The sequence below is a fragment of the Caballeronia ptereochthonis genome, assembly GCF_001545075.1.
Lineage (GTDB): Bacteria > Pseudomonadota > Gammaproteobacteria > Burkholderiales > Burkholderiaceae > Caballeronia > Caballeronia ptereochthonis.
Genome location: NZ_FCOB02000030.1, coordinates 51,957 through 69,479 on the forward strand (window position 1 = coordinate 51,957; position 17,523 = coordinate 69,479).

Here is a 17,523-nt window from a genome sequence, read left to right on the forward strand (position 1 = left end):
GGAAAACGACCTCAGCCCGAAACCGCGACGCGCGGCCCGCGCACGGCGAGCCGGCCGTCGAGTTCCGCCTTGCCGTATTCGATCGCGAAATGCTCGGCGGCCAGCGCCGTCGGGAACGAGCGGAACGGCCCGATCGCGCGCCGCACGCCGCCGGGGCGCTCGATCAGGAGCGTGGCCACGAACTCGCCGGACAAATGGCGCACGATGGCTGAAAGCTCGCAGCCTCGATATTCAACTGGGGTGGAGTCCATCGCTGACCTCGCTTGCCTGAATGGACGGGGGAGATGTGATGAATTTACTGAAGCGTCAAAAAACGCGTAACCCCGCGTGTGAGTGGCTTCGAACGTAGGCCGACCGATTGTCCGTTCCGATGGCGGCTGCAAACGCGCGCAAACGTTTCACAGTCGGCTTCGGAAAAATCCTAAATGAGAGCGATTTCAGCATGAATTTTCTTAAGCCAGTATTCTCCGACGGACAGGCCCCGACGACAGATACCCGACGCTCCCGCAATCCGAGTTCGCGTAATGACAACCACCAAAGAACGACAGTGGAGAATCGTCGCCCCGGTGATCGCCTGCGCCGTGCTGGGCGTCGCGAGCAAGGCGGCTCATGCCCAGGAATTCTCCTTCCTCGCCGGACCGCTCAAGAGCAGCAGCCAGAACCCGTATTCCTGGGAAGCCAGCTATCGCGAAGGGCTCGGGCGTTATGCCGCGTGGAGTTTTTCCTGGCTGAACGAAGGCCATATTCCCGATCATCATCGCGACGGGCAGACCGTGCAGCTCTGGGGACGCCTGCCGCTCTGGGGCGACCGGCTCGAGCTCTCGGCGGGCGCGGGCCCGTATCGCTATTTCGACACGAGCCAGGCGCAGGCCGGCGGCAACTATTCGAACACGCACGGCTGGGGCGGCATGTTCACGCTGCGCGCGGCATACTACTTCGACAATCGCTGGATCGCGGAGATGAAGCTGAACCGCGTGCAGGCGTTCGGCGGACCCGACACGACCGCGCTGCTGTTCGGCATCGGCTATCAGCTCGACGCGCCCGAGAGCCGCGGACCGCGTGCGCGCGCCGTGCCGCGCACGACGAACGTCACGAACAACGAAGTCACCGTGATGGTCGGCACGACGATCCTGAACAGCCTCGACTCGGAATCGAATGTGGCGGAAAGCATCGAATATCGCCGCGGACTGTGGCATCACCTCGATGTGACCGCGTCCTATTTGCACGAAGGCGGACATGTGCAATCGCGCCGCGACGGCATCGCCGCGCAGCTCTGGGCCACGCGCGCGTTCTTCAACGACAGGCTCACGCTCGGCGTGGGCGCGGGCCCGTATCTGTCGATCACGCAGAACGACGACCTGCCGCGCAACCGGACGGGCGACGGCCGCTTCGCCGGCCTGGTATCGGTATCGGCGAGCTATCGCCTGACCGGCCGCTGGCTCGCGCGCGTGACGTGGAACCGCATGGTCACGCGCTATGACCGCGATGCGGACATCATCGAGGCGGGCGTGGGCGTGCGCTTCTAGGCGCCTAGAAGAGCGCTTTCTGTCCCGACATCAGCACGGTGAAATCGTCGCGCATGAAGGGCAGAATGCCGTCCGCCACCGGCTGAAGCTGCTTGCTCACGTAGTGTTCGTAGTCGATCGGCGCATGACGCGCTTCCACCGGCTCGGGACCGGCGAGCGTCATCACGTAGCTGATCCAGCCGCCGTTCTGATATTGCAGCGGACGGCCTTGCCGCGCGTTGTGCTCATCGGCGATGCGCGCGGCGCGCACGTGCGGCGGCACGTTGCGATGATATTCCCCGAGCGTGCGGCGCAGGCGCTTGCGATAGACGAGCAGTTCGTCCATCTCGCCCCGCCGCGTACGCCCGACGTAATCGCGCACGTAATCCTCGTAGGCTTCACCCTTGAAGATGCGCATGTAGAGCTCCTGCTGGAAGCGCTGCGCGAGCGGCGTCCAGTCGGTGCGCACCGTTTCCAGCCCCTTGTAGATGATTTCCTCGCTGCCGTCCGCGCGCGTCGTCAGTCCCGCGTAACGTTTCTTGCTGCCCTCTTCCGCGCCGCGGATCGTCGGCATCAGGAAGCGCCTGAAGTGCGTCTCGAACTGCAATTCGAGCGCGCTGTCGAGCCCGAACGTCTCGCGCAGATGCTCGCGCCAGTACTCGTTCACATGGGCGACGAGCGCCCGGCCGATGCGCGCCGCGTCTTCCTCGCCGCGTGCGCGGCGCAGCCAGACGAAGGTCGAGTCCGTATCGCCGTAGATCACGCCGTAGCCGCGCGCCTCGATCAGCTCGCGCGTGCGATGCATGATCTCGTGGCCGCGCATCGTGATCGACGACGCGAGACGCGGATCGAAGAAGCGGCAGCCGCTCGAGCCGAGCACGCCATAAAACGAATTCATGATGATCTTGAGCGCCTGCGACAGCGGCTTGTTGCGCTGGCGCTTCGCGGCCTCGCGCCCTTCCCAGACCTGCGCGACGATCGCGGGCAGACAATGCTTGTCGCGCGAGAAGCGCGCGCCGCGGAATCCCGGGACGGTATCGGCGTCGTCGGGCATGCTCGTGCCTTGCGCGAGCCCGGCCGGATCGATCAGGAACGTGCGGATGATCGACGGATAGAGGCTCTTGTAGTCGAGCACGAGCACCGAATCGTAGAGACCGGGACGCGAGTCCATGACGAAGCCGCCGGGGCTCGCCTCCTCGGGCACGTCGCCGAGATTCGGCGCGACATAGCCCAGCCGATGCATGCGCGGCATGTACAGATGCGTGAACGCCGCCACCGAGCCGCCGCTGCGATCGGCCTGCAAGCCCGTCACCGTCGCGCGCTCGAGCAGGAATGGCAGCAACTCCGTCTTCTCGAAGACCTTCGTGACGAGCTCGCAGTCGCTCAGGTTGTAGCGCGCGAGCGCGGGCTTGTCTTCGCGGAAGCGGCGCTCGATCTCGTCCATGCGCGCATAGGGACTGTCGATCGCCTTGCCCTCGCCGAGCAAGGACTGCGCAACGTATTCCAGGCTGAACGACGGGAAATTCCACGTCGCCGAGCGCAGCGCCTCAATGCCGTCGATCACGAGGCGCCCCGCGATCGATATGAAAAAGTGGTTCCGATTGATGCCGTGCTCGCGCCATTCGACCGCGCCGCCGTCGCGGCCGAGCGCGAGCGGCACGCCGTGGTCGTCGGCGTGCCGCTGGAGCACGCGCAGGTCGAATTGCACGACATTCCAGCCGATGATCGCGTCCGGATCGCGCTCGGCGATCCACGCGTTGAAACGGCGCAGCATGTCCGCGCGGGTTTCGCAATAATCGAGCGCAAAATCGCTTTGCGCGGCGTCGCCATTCGGTGGGCCGAGCATATAGACCTGACGCGCGCCGCAGCCTTCGAGCGCGATCGAATACAGCTCGCCTTTCACGCTCGTCTCGATATCCAGCGACACGACTTTCAACGACGGCCGGTAATCCGGCGCCGGCCTCAGTTCGCTCGAAATGCAACCATCGCGTTCGACGCCCTCGAAGGACACCGGCGCCGTGATGAAGCGCTCCATCAGATAGCGCTCGTGCGGACGGATATCGGCTTCGAAGACGTTGACGCCCGCGCTTCGCAGATTCTTCTCGAGCGCGAGCAACTGGCGGTATTGCGGGCAATAAAGCCCGAGCACCGGCTTCTGGCGGAAATCCCTGAGCGGCAAATCGCGCAATTGCGCGTCGCGCACGGCCGCTACGATGGGTTCGGCCCTTGCGCGATCCTCGGCGCGAATGAAGGCGACGCTCGTCTGCCGCGCGATGCGGATTTTCTTCGGGCCGTCGCCGGTGGCGAGCCAGAAATCGACTTCCGTCCCGGCCGCGGTATCGCGCCAGTGACGAGTCAGCAGAAAACCCTGTTGTGCGGAAGCCAAGCCGTTACCTTCGAGCGCGCGTGCCATCGAAGCATTTTACTTGGGGCTGAAACAAACAGCCCGGCGCGAAAATCGGCGCCGGGCTTCAGGATTCGGGAGAAAAGGGAAAGGAAAAGTAAAACGCGGTAGCGGCAGGCCGGTCGTCCACCATCCTTGCGGACGGTCCCCGGAGGACGGCCGGCGCCGCTACCGCCTAAGCAGCCTGTGCGACCAGGCCCGCCCGTTGCGGCTGTAACGCCGCTACGTTACCGAGTACCGTGTGCTCCGCATGCCCCGGCACTTCGTTCTTCGACATTACCTCCAGCACGGCTTCTTGAGTGGCCTGTCGGGCGGCCGCCGCTTTCTTGGTCTTCCCCGCGCGTGACGGCGGCTGGCAGGCCCCGCACACCACGTTGTTCTGCAAATCATGTTTGTGTGCGACGAACTTCCCGGTGCAGCGGCAGCACAGCGTCATCTGCAGCATGCCCGCGTCGAAGAAGCGCACAAGAGTCCAGGCCCGCGTAAGGTCGAGTACCGCCTCGGCGCCGCTATGGTTGCAGTGCTCGAGGTACAGCCGATACCCCTTGGTCAGCGCATCGAGATGCGAACAGCCGGCTTCGTTCTTCAGGAACGTATAAGTGTTATAGAAAAGCGACGCGTGGATATTGGCGAGCCACGTCATGTACCAGTCGGCCGAGAAGGGCAGCATGCCCTTCGGCGGCGAGACACCCTTCACTTCGCGATAGAGACGAATCATGCGGTCGCGCGAGAGCGTCAGTTCGCTCTCCAGCACTTGCATGCGCGCGCCGAGCTCGATCAGCGCGATGGCGCGGAACACGTCCTGGGCGTCTTCAGTGAGGCTCTTCTTCAGCATGGCTCGCTCCGTCACCTTAAGCGAACTGTTCAGCCGGCTGGCCAGCCAGCAGGATTGCCGCGTGCGTCGGGGCGATGTCCGCGTTCTTCGCGGGTTGGGTCAAGGCCGACAGCATCGTGTGATCGTTGAAGCGGAAAGCGCAAAGCAGGTTATCCGACGACGCGAGCTTGACGACCTGCGCGAGCGTGAGGCCCGACAGCAGATCGGCGAGCTCCGCCGACAGACCGAGCCGGAACATGCCGATGGCGCGGTCCTCGCGCAACAGACGCTGCGCGAGCATGATGTACGACAAGTTGATTTCCCGGATCGATTCCAGCGTTTCGCGACCGTTCATGGTTGCAACTTTCCAGTAAATCCCCGAATTTCCCGCCGGCTTTTCGCCGATATCTTTTTATGCCTCACCGAGCGAGTTCTGCCCGGCTACGTGCTGCGTGATTTTGTTTCAGTACGTTACATCTTGTAACAACACTGTGAAACGGATTCTAAGTACGGTTGGGAGCGAAAGCAAGGGCATCTCAATAATATTTTGTTGCAAACAACGCTTTTGATCGGTAATTTTTTCCATACAGTTGTTTTGACCGACCTCAGCGTGCGTGCCCTATTCTTCTGATGTTTTCCACGCTTAATTGGGGGCGGTTTGATTTTAGTCGGATTAATCGCCTGTCGCGAGCATCAACGGGCGATTGCGGGTTTTGGTTGACGTCTGCCGCAGCTATTTTCGAGATGATTCATCGGACGAATAAGACGAAAAAATGCCGCGTCATCGGCATTTACCGATACGCGGCCGCACGAGTAATAATTACCTAACGCTTGTTACTGAGATGTTACGGCATCGGTTACCCGCATTTGTAACGTCCTGCGTTACTTTTGGGGTACGCCCTTTCTCCATGCGCCCCAATGTGTAACAAGTTCCTGTACGAACGGGTTGCCGGTCCGATACAGATTTTCGATGGCCGGCGTGAAACCGCCCTGCGCCGCGTAATTCAGCAGATTATCCACGGCGGTCTGTCCCTCGTAAGGGCGGTCGAAATCCGAACCCGCACGCAGCGCGGCCACGCGTGAAAGGTCGACCCGCTTCACGCTCGCGGCGCGCTTGAGCGCCTCGAAAGTCGCGTTGTCCTCCTGCTGCGTCGTGCAGTACACGCCGCGACCGTCCGTCAGAAGCCGCGTCCATGCGCGCGCTCGCTCGCCGATGTATTTGCCCGACCACCAGGTATCGCCGGCGAGCGTGTCGCACTGGATCACGCGCGGCGGCTGGTTCGCAGGCGCATAGCTGAACTTGGCACGCGCCACCTTGGCGTCGTCGCTGTCGGAGAGCACGACGTTTCGCGAGATCGAATAGGCGGCGTCGGCGAGCGTCGCGTTGAGCGCGAACACTTCGGTGCGATAGTCGAGCGGCGGCTTCTCGTGCGGGCCCTTCGTGTTGATGCCGAGGAATCCGCTCGGCCACTCGGGGGCCTTTTCGCGCGCGTCGAGCTCCCATTGAATGCCGAAGTCGACGAGATACTTGGCCCATGCCGTCGAGCCGATGGTCCCGCGCGCCGGATCGATGCCCGCGATGCCCGCGATCAGGAAATACGTGTTGCGCAGGTCGAAGCGATCGGAGAAGGTCAGCGCCATCATCGAGGCCGCCGCGTTGGTGTGGCCCATGCCCGTCGTGATGACGCAGACTTCGTCGCGGTTGCAGTGCACGTCGGGATAGTCCGGCGAAAGCCCGGGCACCCTGACCGCATCCCATGGCCCGAGCTTGTCGAGCCAGACCTGGCCTTCGGGCGCGAACATCGTGACGATCATCACCTTGACCGGGCGGCCGCCGTCGCCGTGCCGGTCGTGATCGTCGTCGGCGCCGCGGTCCTGCTGCTGCGCGAACGCGCAGCCGGTGAAGCCCGTGAGGCTCGTCACGCCGAACGCGAACGCTGTCGCGCAGACGGCTTTTTTCAGCGTTCCTGCAGGGAATGTCCTTCGAAGCGTGCTTTGTTGGTCTTTCGATCGTGACGCGGAAGCGATTTTCATGGCGGGCTGATCCTCGTAAAGGTTCGACCTTCGAAAGAAGACCGCGCCCGGTTCAGGGCGCGATCGCCCGCACGATTATAGGAGCGCCAATAACCTGCCGGTCCACAGGCCGACTCGCGCAATCCGCCAAGGATCAGGTGCCGCTCTGCGTCGCCCGCGGCGGCGCATTCGACGGGACATTCCCGGTGCTCGCCGCCTCGCTCGTCGGATGCTGCGCGGCCTTCGACGGCTCGCCGCGCTGATCCGCGCCCGCTTCGTCGGCGTCCAGCACGCCTTCCTGATTGCCGCCGTTCACGATCACGAAGTTGCGCTGCGGATTGGCAATTTCGATGCCGCGCGCCGTGAACTCGTTGAGGATGCGTCGATTGAACTCGCGCTGCACCGGCCAGCGCGCGCTGTCGCGGCATTGGATCTGGCCCGCGAGCGTGACGGTCGAGCCGTCGACGGCATCGACGCCCCAGAAGCTGAAGTCGGAGAGAATGCCGTCGCGGAACGCCTCGTCCTCGCGCAGCGCCGCGCCGATCTCCTTCAGCGTGGAGATCGCGAGGTCGACGTCCTGGCCGAGCGCGATCGACACGCGCACCGACGCGTTGCCGATGCCGCGATTCGTGTTGTTCACCGTCGATACCGAACTGAACGGCACCGTGTAGAGCGAGCCGTCGCCGCCGCGCAGGCGCACCGTGCGAATCGACAGATATTCGACCGTCCCCGAGACGCCCGCGAGCGTCACCCAGTCGCCGACCTGCATCGCGTTTTCCATCAGCAGGAAGATGCCGGTGATCAGATCCTGCACGAGCTTCTGCGAGCCGAAACCCAGCGCCACGCCGAAGATGCTCGCGCTCGCGAGCAGCGGCGCCGTATTCACGCCGATCTCCGAAAGGCCCGTCAGCACGACGACCATCGCGATCACGATGAACAGGCCCGTGCGCATCATCGGCAAAAGGGTGCGCAGGCGCGCCGCGCGCAGGCGTTCGCCGCTCGCGGTCCATTGCTCCAGGCGCTGCTCGACGGCGATGTTCGCGCCTTCCCACACGAATACCGCGAACAGCGCGGCCACCGCGATGGTCACGAGCGCCGATGCGAGGCGATTGCCGATCCCGCCCGCCGTGAAGAAGTGCACGATATCGATGCCCCAGACTTCCAGCAGCGCGACAACCGTAACAACGGAAATGAGCGCCTGCACGATGCGCCGCAAGGCCGGGTAATAGCGGTACGCGCGGCGCTGCAGGATCGACCGTTCCGCGAAGTCGTTGTCATCGTGCTCATGGAACAGACGGCCGAGCGCGCCGAACGCGACGATCGCGACCACGCGCGCCCCGACGAGCACGAGCAGCGAGACGCCGCCCAGATGGAAAAGCGTCCGGTAGCCGTTCTGCACGTCGAGGGCCCACACGAACCAGAGCGCGATCACGAAGAAGATCGCGACGCCCGCCCAGATATCGGCGACCCAGTTGCCGAACAGCCTGACCGAGCGATTCGCCCTCGCCCGCTCGCGGATGCGCTCGGCCACCGATGCGCGGCAGTCGAAGATGACGTACGCGATCATCACGTGCACGATCAGCAGCGTGATCTTCAGGACCGCGATGCGCGCGTCGCCGGACAGGCCGAGCGGCTCGCCGGCGTTGGCGAGCGCGATGCCCGCGCCGGCGACGCATACGATGCGCTTTACCCAGCGATGCGTGTAGGCCGCATAGAAATCGCGCATCTGGATGAGGCGCAGGCCGGGCGCGCGCGGCGCGAGGAAGAAGCCGCTCACGATCAAGATGGCGCGGCAGGCCAGATACACGTCGATCAGGGAGCCCAGCACGCGCGCTTCCGGCGTGTTGTCGTCGATGAAGAACGACATGAGCAGCGTCACGACGCCGATGAACACGACGAGTGGAATCAGCGCGAGCAGGCCATGCATGAGCGCGCTCGGCAGGCGTTGCAGCAGCGTCCAGTGACGCGCGGCATGACGCTGGCCGCGCGCGTCGTCCCCCTTGCGCTCGGCGAGATGCATGGCGATTTCGTCGCCGCTTTTCGCCGCGATGTCCTCCGCGCGCTCGGCGGCGTGCTCTTCATGCACGAGTCCCGGGTCCTGCTCCTCGGCGTCGGCGATGCCGCGTCCCGCGATCTTCGCGCGCGGCTTCTTCATGAGGCGCGAGCACAGGAATTCGAGCAGCAACGCCGGCAGGAGCGAGGCCAGCACAGTCCACGCGACATGACCGAGGAGCGCGCGTCCTGCGCCGGTCGCGGTGCGGTCGCGCCACCACGAGGCCACCGAGCCGAAGTCGAGCAACGCCGAGACCGAGTGACGCATGCCGGCGCCGATCTGCACGAGCCAGTGGCCCGCCTGCCGCGAGACTTGCGAGGCGAGCCCGTTCGCCGTCAACGAATGCGCGAGCACGCCGGACGCGCCCGCGGCAGGCGTCGCAGACGCGGCCGATGCGGCCTGCGGCGCGCTCGCGGGCGCGGCCAGTGCGTCCGCGGCCGCGACGGCGCGCAGCGTATCTTCGATCTGCGAACGCCGCGCGGGATCGTTCAGCACCGCGAGCGCATCGCGCGCCTGTTGCGGCGTCAGCGCGATGGCGGGCTGCGGGGAACCGGCGGCGGCGAAGGAGGACATCGGGAATGCCGAAAGAAAACTCGACACGCCAACGAGCAATACGGCAACAAGAGCTTTGCGCATAGGTCGGATGAAGATCACGAAAATTCAGGGACTCGATGCGGACGACGCGCACGCCATATGCTAACGCGACGCCGTCGGCGAGGCAGAAGCAGTCCCGGCGCGGCTTTCGACGGCCCGGAACGCCCCTGTTGATGGAAACGCGCTATCGACCGCCACGCTTGCGGTAGCACTTGGCGATCCCGCCCCAAGACGAGCTTCATGCAATGGACCGGGACCGAGCCGGCGTCAGCGCGCCGACATCACGGGGCGGCAGCGGGCTCGCGGCGGTCGCGCGCGACATCCGGCTCGAAGAACACCCAGCGCACTTGCGCAAACGCACGCTGCAAGTCTTCCTCGATGACGTTGATCGCGTCGATCATTTCGCGGCCGCTCGCGTAATCGATCATCTCCGCCTGCACCGCGACGACGACGTGCTTGCCCCATTGCAGCGTGATGAGGCTGATGATGCGCGCGATCTCGGGACGCGCGCGCAAATGGGCTTCGATGGCCTTGCGCACTTCGGGACTCGCGGATTCCCCGACGATCATCGACTTCACTTCGCGCGCGACGAGATATGCGACGATCATCAGCAGCACGCCCACGCCGATCGAGCCGGCTGCGTCATACGCCGTGTTGCCGGTGATCATCGTCATGAGCACGGCGACGAATGCGATCGCGAGACCCAGCAGCGCGGCGACATCCTCGCCCGCGACGACGAGCAACTCCGATTCGCGCGTCTCGCGGAACCATCGCCATAGCGTCTTGTTCGGCGCGCCCTTGCGGATCTCGCGTATCGCGCCCGCGAGCGAGAACGCTTCGAGCACGACGGAGATCCCGAGAATCACGAGCGCGACGAACGGATTGGACAACGGCTCGTGATGCAGCAGCCGATGCGCGCCCTCATATACCGAGAACGCGCCGCCCACGAAGAACAGCAGGAGCGCGACGATGAGCGCGTAGAAATAGATCTCGCGCCCCGAGCCCAGCGGATGCAGCGCGTTCGCGGGCGCCTGCGCGCGCTTCAGGCCGAAGAGCAGCAGCAACTGGTTGCCGCAATCGGCGGTGGAATGGATGGCTTCGGCGAACATCGCGCCCGAGCCGGTGAACGCCGCCGCCCCGAACTTGCAGACGGCGATGCCGAAGTTCGCGGCGAGCGCGTAGAAAATGGCTTTCGGGGATTCTTCCTTCATTCCGTTCTTCTTTTTTGGATCAGAGCACGTCGACGCGGCCCGCGCCGTCCACCATCTCGCCGATCACCGCGGCATCGTCGAAGCCGTCGGCGCGGAAGATCGCGAGCACGTCGCTCACTGCTTCCGGCGCGCACGATACGAGCAGGCCGCCGGAGGTCTGCGGATCGGTGAGCAAGGCGCGCGCCTCGTGGAGCGAGGGTTCGAGCGATGCGCCCAGCGACACGTCCGCGCCATAGGCGCTCCAGTTGCGGCCCGACGCACCGGTGCAGATGCCCGCGCGCACGAAGTCGCGCACCTGCGGCAGCCACGGCAGGTCCGCGTAACGGATGCGCGCGGTCAGCCCCGCGCCGCGCGCGAGTTCGAGCGTGTGACCGAGCAGGCCGAAGCCCGTCACATCGGTGAGCGCGTGCACGCCGTCGAGCTGCGCGAGCTCGGCGCCCGGGCGATTGAGCCTGGTCGTCGCCGCGATCATCGCCGCGTAGCCCGCCGCATCGAGCTTGTCTTTCTTGAGCGCCGCCGACAGCACGCCGACGCCGAGCGGCTTGCCGAGCACGAGCACGTCGCCCGCGCGGGCGGCCGCGTTGCGCTTCACGCGCGACGGATGCACGATGCCGAGCGCCGCGAGCCCGTAGATCGGCTCGACGGAATCGATCGAATGGCCGCCTGCGACCGGAATGCCCGCTTCCGCGCACACCGCTTCGCCGCCCTTCAGCACCTGCGCGATGGCTTCGTGCGGCAGCACGTTGATCGGCATGCCGACGAGCGCGAGCGCGAGGATCGGCTTGCCGCCCATCGCATAGACGTCGGAGAGCGCGTTGGTCGCGGCGATGCGGCCGAAGTCGAACGGATCGTCGACGATCGGCATGAAGAAGTCGGTCGTCGCGACGATCGCCTGCTCGTCGTTGAGCCTGTACACGGCGGCGTCGTCGGCGGTGTCGTTGCCGACGAGGAGATCGGGGAACGCGGGCAGCGGCGCCGTGCGCCTGAGCAGATCGGCGAGCACGCCGGGCGCGATCTTGCAGCCACAGCCGCCGCCGTGGGAAAGACTCGTGAGACGGGGTGAAGTCGTGGTCATGGTTGACAGGTCGGGCAAAGTCTTGCGATGAACGCCATTATCGCCGCTTGCGGCCCATGCCGTCTTGCGCTTGCTTCACACGATGCGCCTGAAGAGACCGGGATAGTCGAGCACGAGCCCGTCCGCATCGACGGTGATATCCGCCGTGAAGCCCGTGTCGAGCCCTTCGTACCGATAGCGATGATCCGGCTCGATGCACGTGTACGCCTGCTCCACCGCGCTCACGCTCAGCTCGGGCACGCGCACATAGGCGACGCGTATCACGCGCCGCTCGCCGCGCTCGAGCTGCATACGCCGGATCGGCAGCGTGTTGGTGAAAGGCGTCGCGGTGATGTCCACGTCGATACAGCCGCGCAGCCTCTCCAGTGGCGCGCCGCTCGCGTCGCTCCATGCGTGCGCGTCGCCGTCGTCGCCGTCCTTGCGATGCAGATCGAGCGTCGCGCCGCCCGCGAGCTTCAACGCGAGACGCGTGACCTGCCAGCGCGCATCGCACTCGATGCGATAGACGAGGCCGAAGGCATGCGCCTCATCCTCGCCCACGACCGCGCTCTCGATCACGATGGCATCGGGCGCCTCGTCCAGCACGAGATGCTCGAGCCCCGTGCCCTTCTGCTGCGACCATCGCACGGCTTTCATCGCCCACCTCTTTCGCATGAACCGTCTGCATGGAAGGATACAACGCCGCGCGAAATACTTTCGATCAGCATTCGAAATGCGCGATTCGCTCGACGTCGCAAAACGTCACACGGTATACTCCGCGCCATTCCTGCGCAGGCGCGCGCATCGCCGTTCACAGCGCCATTCACGCGATCCGTGCCCCGGCGATCCGCGCTTTGCCCCCAATACCCCGAACGCCCTTTTTCATCGCCCATCGCATGAAGAACACTCTTGCTCCCGCCTTGTTCGCGCTCGCGCTGTCGGCGTCGATGTTTCAGCTCGTCCAGGCGCAGGAAACGCCGGACCTGCCCGAGGACTATTCGTATCTGACCAGGCTCCATGTGCCGGAAGCCGTGGTGCAATGCGTCGCAGCCTTCGACCGCTGGGTGGAAGACGCGCCGAAGTACGACACGCTCATCGTGCCCGACCGGCGCGTGCTTTCCGCGAAGATCGACAGCGAAACTCCGATCTTCAGCGTCGGCAACCCGATTCCGGTCGACAAGGTCATCGTGATGCGCGCGTTCGCCAAGGCCCGCGGCAAGGAGCAATGGACGCGCGTGGACAGCCGCTGCGGCGTGCGCGACGGTCATGTGGTCGGCGTCTCGCTCACGCCCAACATGAAGCCGAAGATCGTTCGCTGAGGTTCAGGACTTTGCGGCGCGCCGCTGACCGGTGCGCTCGTCGAGCCACTTGACGACCTGCCGCCCGAAAGTGCGCGGCGCCTTGGCGTGAACGCGGCTCGCGAGGTCCGATAGCCGATCCGCCGCGAGCGCCTCGCGCATGCGCTTCTCGGCGTTTTTCATCACCGCGTGCACGGCGCACACGCCGCTCGTCGCCCAGGGCGGCGCACCGTCGCCGAATACCGCGCAGCGCGCGCGAATCTCCCTGCAATCGAAGAGCGGCTTGTCGCCGTCGATCGCATCGACGACATCCAGCACGCTGATCTCGCTCGACGGCCGCGCGAGCGCGAAGCCGCCGCGCGCGCCTTCCGTCGCCACGACGAGCCCTGCCTTGTGCAGCTTCGTGAACAGCTTAGCCACGTACTCCGCCGGCACGCCCTGCAGGTCCGCGAGATCGCGCACGCCGGCCTCGCGCACGCCGTGCGGCGGTTCCGCGAGATAGAGCATGCAGTGGAGCGCGTATTCCACGCCCGTGCTGATGTGAGACATATTCACTCCGACCAGTCGAATCGGAGTTCAAGATAACGCTTCGCATGCGCGTGCGCAACGGGGAAGACGCGCGTCCGCGGCACTTTACAGGCGCCGGTCGCAAATATTTCAGGTTACACGTTTGCTTACAAACGAACACGGCTTGTCATTTTGCGAACCGCTAAATTGGTCTGCATGGATTCACACGGAGAAACCCATGAAGAAACTAGCGATCCTTGCAGCGTTGGGCGTGTTGCTGAGTAGCGCGCTGTCGGGCTGCATCGTCGTTCCGGGCGATGGCGGATATCACCATCATCGCGACTACTACCGCTATTGAACCCGTACTGAATCACGCATGGAACTCTTACCGGATGAGTCGTAGTTGAAGCAGCGAGCATGCGGTACCTGAGCACACGAGACAGGAGCAAACATCATGAACAAGACGAAGAAGAGTCTGCTGATCGCCTCCCTTGCCGCCGCGCTCGGCATGGGCCTCGCAAACGTCGCCTCGGCGGACGTGCATCACTATGCCCCCGCTCACGTGACGGTCGGCTGGCATGGCGACCGCTACTGGGATGGCCATCGTTACTGGGAGCGCCACGATTGGGAGCGTCATCACCCGCATCATGTCGCGCCGCCGCCTCCGCATCGCTATTGATAACGATGAACGCGGTAGCAGCGTGACGGCGTAAAAAAACCGCAGCGGACATGTGCCGCTGCGGTTTTTCGTTTCATCGGCGCGTTACCAGTTCCTGGGATCGCCGCCAAGCTCCTTGCACGTGTCATAGGCGATCGCCTGCAGCTTCGCCTCGCCGATCTGTCCGGACAACGCATAGCCGACGCGATCCCATGCCCAATAGAACGTCGTGCGCTGCCCGTCGCGCAGGGTTCTGATCTTCGTGTCGTTGCGCCGGACCGTGGCCGTCGTCATGTAGAGCGTGAGGCGCTCGCCGGCCGCGTTCTGATACATGAACTGCGCGGCGGGACCTTCCTCGTCCGGCAACAGACGCCCGCCTACCAGCTCAAAGCCGTACTCGGTCAGCGACGGAATCGTCACCGAACGGTTCAGGCGCTTGGACAGCCAGGTGACGAGATGATCCTGCTGCGACGCCGCCACTTCCACCGCGTGCCGCTGCTCGGGCGCATAGACGGCATACGCGATATCCGCGCGCTCCGCAAAACGCGGCTGCGTGTCGCCGAGCGTCGGCAACAGCATGTGGAGCAGGAATCCGCATGCCACGCCGACGACCATGAAGCACGCCGCCAGCAGATAGCGATCGCGCGCCCGCGGCCGCAACCGGATGACCTGCGGCTCCGTCTGATCGGCGAACAGCGCGCGCAGCGCGTTGTCCTGCGCGCGATACGCCGCCATCGTCGCCCCGCTCGCGGGATCGTCGGCGATGCGCTCGGCCACGGCGTCGCGCTCGTCGCCGTGCAGCTCGCCGTCGACGAAGGCGGACAGCGCCTGAAGGTCGCGATCGGGCCTCGGCGGCCCCATACGGTCGCCATGGTCGGACGGATGGTCCTGATTCGTCATGAGCGGCTCACCACTTTCAACGACGACGACGCCGACGCCTTGCGGCCCGGTTCCTCGCCGAGCAGAACGCGCATGTGCTCGCGCGCTCGCGAGAGGCGCGACATCACGGTTCCGGTCGGCACGTTCAACACCACGGATGCCTCCTGATAACTCATTTCCTCGACGCATACGAGCAGCATCACTTCGCGCTGCTCGACCGGCAGGCAATAGAGCGCGCGCTGTACGTCGCGCAGCACGAGCCCGTCCACTTCCCCGCGCGGCGCGGCCATCTGCCGCCAGGGCGCGGTTTCGTCGTCCACCGCGATATCGCGCCGCCCGCGCAACTGATCGATATACAGGTTGCGCATGATCGTGAACAGCCACGCGCGCAAATTCGTGCCGGCATGGAACGATTTCGCGCGATTCAGCGCGCGTTCGGTCGCGTCCTGCACGAGATCGTCGGCCCAGGCGCGGTCGCCCGTCAGCGCGCGCGCATAGCGGCGCAGCTGCGGCAGATGCGCGAGGAGATCGCTCTCGAAGCTCAAGGCCGTGCGCCCGCTCGCATGCCCGCAGCGCTCGTGGCGTGCGATGCGTTCGATGCGTTCGCCATCAGTAGCTTCCTCCGCCGGCCGGTCCGCTCGACCCGCCTGATCCGTTCGGCGCACCTTGCGTGCCGCTCGCGCACCCCGCCGCACCCAGCGCGAGGCCGAGCGCGACCAGGAGCGCCACCACTCCGATCGATCGTTTCATCATCGTTACCCGTTTAAGGATTGACCGGCGGCCTCGCTGATTTATTCCGCGAGCCCGCCTTGTCGCGAATCTTTTTCCGCTTCCTTGCGCGCTTCCCGGAACGCTCAGGGCTTCACGACGTGCCAGACGTCGCGGAAGTTGTCCCCGTTCTTGTCGCCGGGCTTCGTGTCCTTCGAGAAGCGATAGACGCGCTTGCCGTCGTAGGTCCATTGCTTGCCGCCGTCGGCGGCTTCCATGCCCCATTTGCCAGCCGGCTTGTCGGAATCGCTCGCCATCGCCGCGGGCCACGCCTGCGCGCAGCCGCCGGTGCAGGCGCTCGGACTACCCTTCGTGTCCTTGTCGAAGGTGTAGAGGGTCATGCCGTTTTCATCGACGTACATGCCGTTGGCTTCCTTTGGCGCCGCCGCGCTGGCGGACGAAGCGAAAGCGGTTGCGACTGTGGCAAGAGCGGCGACGGACATCAGGATGCGCTTCTTCATTTCATCTTCCTTGTTGTAGAAGTATCCGTAGAACGTTCGGAAGCGCTGCACTATTCCGCGGACGATGAAATAAATCGATGCGGCAGCGCCGTCGCATCGCCAGTCGGCAATCCATTCAAGACCATTCGCGCGCGCCTTGCCAGAAGTTCATCGAAAATTTCGCGAATGGAAGGGAACGCGGCCGCGACGGCGACGCTCAGGCGCCGGCCGCCGCCGCGTCGCGCCAGCGGCGGGTGTCGCGCAGGGGCGGCGCGCCGAAGAGCCGGCTGTATTCGCGGCTGAACTGGGACGCGCTCTCGTAACCGACGCGATGCGCGGCGGTGGCGGCATCGACGATATCGAGCAGCATCAGGCGTCGCGCCTCCTGGAGCCGCAGCTGCTTCTGGTATTGCAGCGGGCTCATCGCCGTCACGGCCTTGAAATGATGATGCAGCGACGACACGCTCATGTGCACGTCCCGCGCGATGTCGTCCACGCGCAACGGCTGATCGAAGTTCTGGCGCAAGAGCTGGATGGCCTTCGCGATGCGCTGCGTCTGGCTGTCCTGCAGCGCGATCTGCCGCAGCCGCGCGCCGGAGCCGTTCATCAGGAGGCGATAGAGAATCTCGCGCTTCACGAGCGGCGCGAGAATCGCCACGTCCTCGGGCGTATCGACGAGGCGCAGGAGCCGCAGCACGGCGTCGAGCATCGAGTTGCCGAGGCGGTTCACGTAGAGGCCGCGCGAGGCGTCGGCCTGCGTCGCGGGCGGCAGCTTCTCGTCCTGGATGAGCGAGGTGATTTCCTCGACGTCGAGATCGAGCCGCATGCCGAGATAAGGCTCCGACTCGCTCGCCACCGACACTTGTCCGCACACCGGCAGATCGACCGACGACACGAGATAGTGCATCGGATCGTAAATGTAGACCTCGTCGCCGACCATGATGCGCTTGCTGCCCTGCGCGATCAGCGCGAGCGCGGGCGTCTGGATGCCGTGCTTCGGTCCGCCCGGATTCATGATCCGGTGCAGGAACAGACCCGGCACGGGCGTTTCCACCGAGCCTTCGCAGCCCGCGGTGAACCGGTCGAGCAGCGCCACGAGATCGAGACGGGCCTGGTCAAGCGCGGCATCGGGCGCGCCGCCGCCGTTGCGCGCCTCCCTGGGCTGGTCGTGACTGTCTTTCCCGGCGAGGCCGGGCGTATCGTTCAAAGCCATGATTAGCAGACGATTTTCGAGAGAAGAGAGTCCGACTAGCTTACTCGCGCGAGCGCGAGATTGCTCGCGGCCACCCCTCGCGTTTGCAGAAACAGGCAAGGATTGAACAGGA

Annotated in this window: 17 protein-coding genes and 1 pseudogene; 3 read left to right on the top strand and 15 right to left on the bottom strand. The window is 65.0% G+C overall.

Annotation, left to right across the window (positions count from 1 at the left end; all coding sequences use genetic code 11):
• Window positions 1-11 precede the first annotated feature (11 nt).
• Window positions 12-251 (bottom strand): hypothetical protein, encoded by a 240-nt coding sequence (locus AWB83_RS27190; protein ID WP_167389175.1) that lies wholly within the window; start codon window positions 249-251, stop codon window positions 12-14.
• 273 nt (window positions 252-524) lie between these two features.
• Here AWB83_RS27190 and AWB83_RS27195 point away from each other — a divergent pair, with 273 nt between their 5' ends.
• Window positions 525-1,526 (top strand): hypothetical protein, encoded by a 1,002-nt coding sequence (locus AWB83_RS27195; RefSeq protein WP_087048721.1) that lies wholly within the window; start codon window positions 525-527, stop codon window positions 1,524-1,526.
• A 4-nt stretch (window positions 1,527-1,530) separates the two neighbouring features.
• On the opposite strand, the gene AWB83_RS27200 is transcribed toward AWB83_RS27195, so the two are convergent.
• The 8 genes and pseudogenes from AWB83_RS27200 to AWB83_RS27235 form a co-directional block, all read right to left on the bottom strand.
• Window positions 1,531-3,918, bottom strand: coding sequence for a DNA polymerase II (locus tag AWB83_RS27200; protein WP_208636810.1), 2,388 nt, complete (start codon window positions 3,916-3,918; stop codon window positions 1,531-1,533).
• A gap of 166 nt (window positions 3,919-4,084) precedes the next feature.
• Window positions 4,085-4,744: a flagellar transcriptional regulator FlhC gene (flhC, locus tag AWB83_RS27205; protein WP_087048722.1), complete on the bottom strand. Its 660-nt coding sequence runs from the start codon at window positions 4,742-4,744 to the stop codon at window positions 4,085-4,087.
• 16 nt (window positions 4,745-4,760) lie between these two features.
• Entirely contained in the window at window positions 4,761-5,078 is a 318-nt protein-coding gene (gene flhD, locus AWB83_RS27210) for a flagellar transcriptional regulator FlhD (protein ID WP_014250878.1), read from the bottom strand.
• Between the two features lie 527 nt (window positions 5,079-5,605).
• A pseudogene (locus tag AWB83_RS27215) lies at window positions 5,606-6,565 on the bottom strand (purine-nucleoside phosphorylase); the annotation flags it as partial.
• A 325-nt stretch (window positions 6,566-6,890) separates the two neighbouring features.
• Entirely contained in the window at window positions 6,891-9,425 is a 2,535-nt protein-coding gene (locus AWB83_RS27220) for a mechanosensitive ion channel family protein (RefSeq protein WP_087048723.1), read from the bottom strand.
• Between the two features lie 239 nt (window positions 9,426-9,664).
• Window positions 9,665-10,594 carry a cation diffusion facilitator family transporter gene (locus AWB83_RS27225; RefSeq protein WP_087048724.1) on the bottom strand — a complete coding sequence of 310 codons (930 nt, stop codon included), beginning with the start codon at window positions 10,592-10,594 and terminating at the stop codon, window positions 9,665-9,667.
• 19 nt (window positions 10,595-10,613) lie between these two features.
• On the bottom strand, window positions 10,614-11,669 hold the full coding sequence (selD, locus tag AWB83_RS27230; RefSeq protein ID WP_087048725.1) for a selenide, water dikinase SelD: 1,056 nt from the start codon (window positions 11,667-11,669) through the stop codon (window positions 10,614-10,616).
• A 75-nt stretch (window positions 11,670-11,744) separates the two neighbouring features.
• Window positions 11,745-12,305 (bottom strand): putative glycolipid-binding domain-containing protein, encoded by a 561-nt coding sequence (locus AWB83_RS27235; protein WP_087048726.1) that lies wholly within the window; start codon window positions 12,303-12,305, stop codon window positions 11,745-11,747.
• A gap of 239 nt (window positions 12,306-12,544) precedes the next feature.
• On the opposite strand from AWB83_RS27235, the gene AWB83_RS27240 reads away from it, so the two are divergent.
• The gene (locus AWB83_RS27240; RefSeq protein ID WP_087048727.1) at window positions 12,545-12,967 is read left to right on the top strand and encodes a BspC domain-containing protein; all 423 of its coding nucleotides are present in this window, start codon (window positions 12,545-12,547) and stop codon (window positions 12,965-12,967) included.
• A gap of 3 nt (window positions 12,968-12,970) precedes the next feature.
• On the opposite strand, the gene AWB83_RS27245 is transcribed toward AWB83_RS27240, so the two are convergent.
• Entirely contained in the window at window positions 12,971-13,495 is a 525-nt protein-coding gene (locus AWB83_RS27245) for an RrF2 family transcriptional regulator (RefSeq protein WP_087048728.1), read from the bottom strand.
• 412 nt (window positions 13,496-13,907) lie between these two features.
• Between AWB83_RS27245 and AWB83_RS27255 the strand changes: the two genes are divergently transcribed.
• On the top strand, window positions 13,908-14,132 hold the full coding sequence (locus AWB83_RS27255) for a hypothetical protein (RefSeq protein WP_087048730.1): 225 nt from the start codon (window positions 13,908-13,910) through the stop codon (window positions 14,130-14,132).
• 84 nt (window positions 14,133-14,216) lie between these two features.
• On the opposite strand, the gene AWB83_RS27260 is transcribed toward AWB83_RS27255, so the two are convergent.
• From AWB83_RS27260 to AWB83_RS27275, 5 genes are all read right to left on the bottom strand, one after another.
• Window positions 14,217-15,011, bottom strand: a complete 795-nt coding sequence (locus AWB83_RS27260) for an anti-sigma factor family protein (RefSeq protein ID WP_087048731.1) — start codon at window positions 15,009-15,011, stop codon at window positions 14,217-14,219.
• On the bottom strand, window positions 15,008-15,535 hold the full coding sequence (locus tag AWB83_RS27265) for an RNA polymerase sigma factor (RefSeq protein ID WP_087048754.1): 528 nt from the start codon (window positions 15,533-15,535) through the stop codon (window positions 15,008-15,010). Before AWB83_RS27265 ends, AWB83_RS27260 begins: the two co-directional genes overlap by 4 nt.
• Before the next feature lie 64 nt (window positions 15,536-15,599).
• Window positions 15,600-15,743 (bottom strand): hypothetical protein, encoded by a 144-nt coding sequence (locus tag AWB83_RS36555; protein ID WP_159463082.1) that lies wholly within the window; start codon window positions 15,741-15,743, stop codon window positions 15,600-15,602.
• A 101-nt stretch (window positions 15,744-15,844) separates the two neighbouring features.
• Window positions 15,845-16,219 carry a COG4315 family predicted lipoprotein gene (locus AWB83_RS27270; protein WP_087048755.1) on the bottom strand — a complete coding sequence of 125 codons (375 nt, stop codon included), beginning with the start codon at window positions 16,217-16,219 and terminating at the stop codon, window positions 15,845-15,847.
• Window positions 16,220-16,415: 196 nt separating this feature from the next.
• Window positions 16,416-17,411, bottom strand: a complete 996-nt coding sequence (locus AWB83_RS27275; RefSeq protein WP_087048732.1) for an AraC family transcriptional regulator — start codon at window positions 17,409-17,411, stop codon at window positions 16,416-16,418.
• Between the last annotated feature and the right edge of the window lie 112 nt (window positions 17,412-17,523).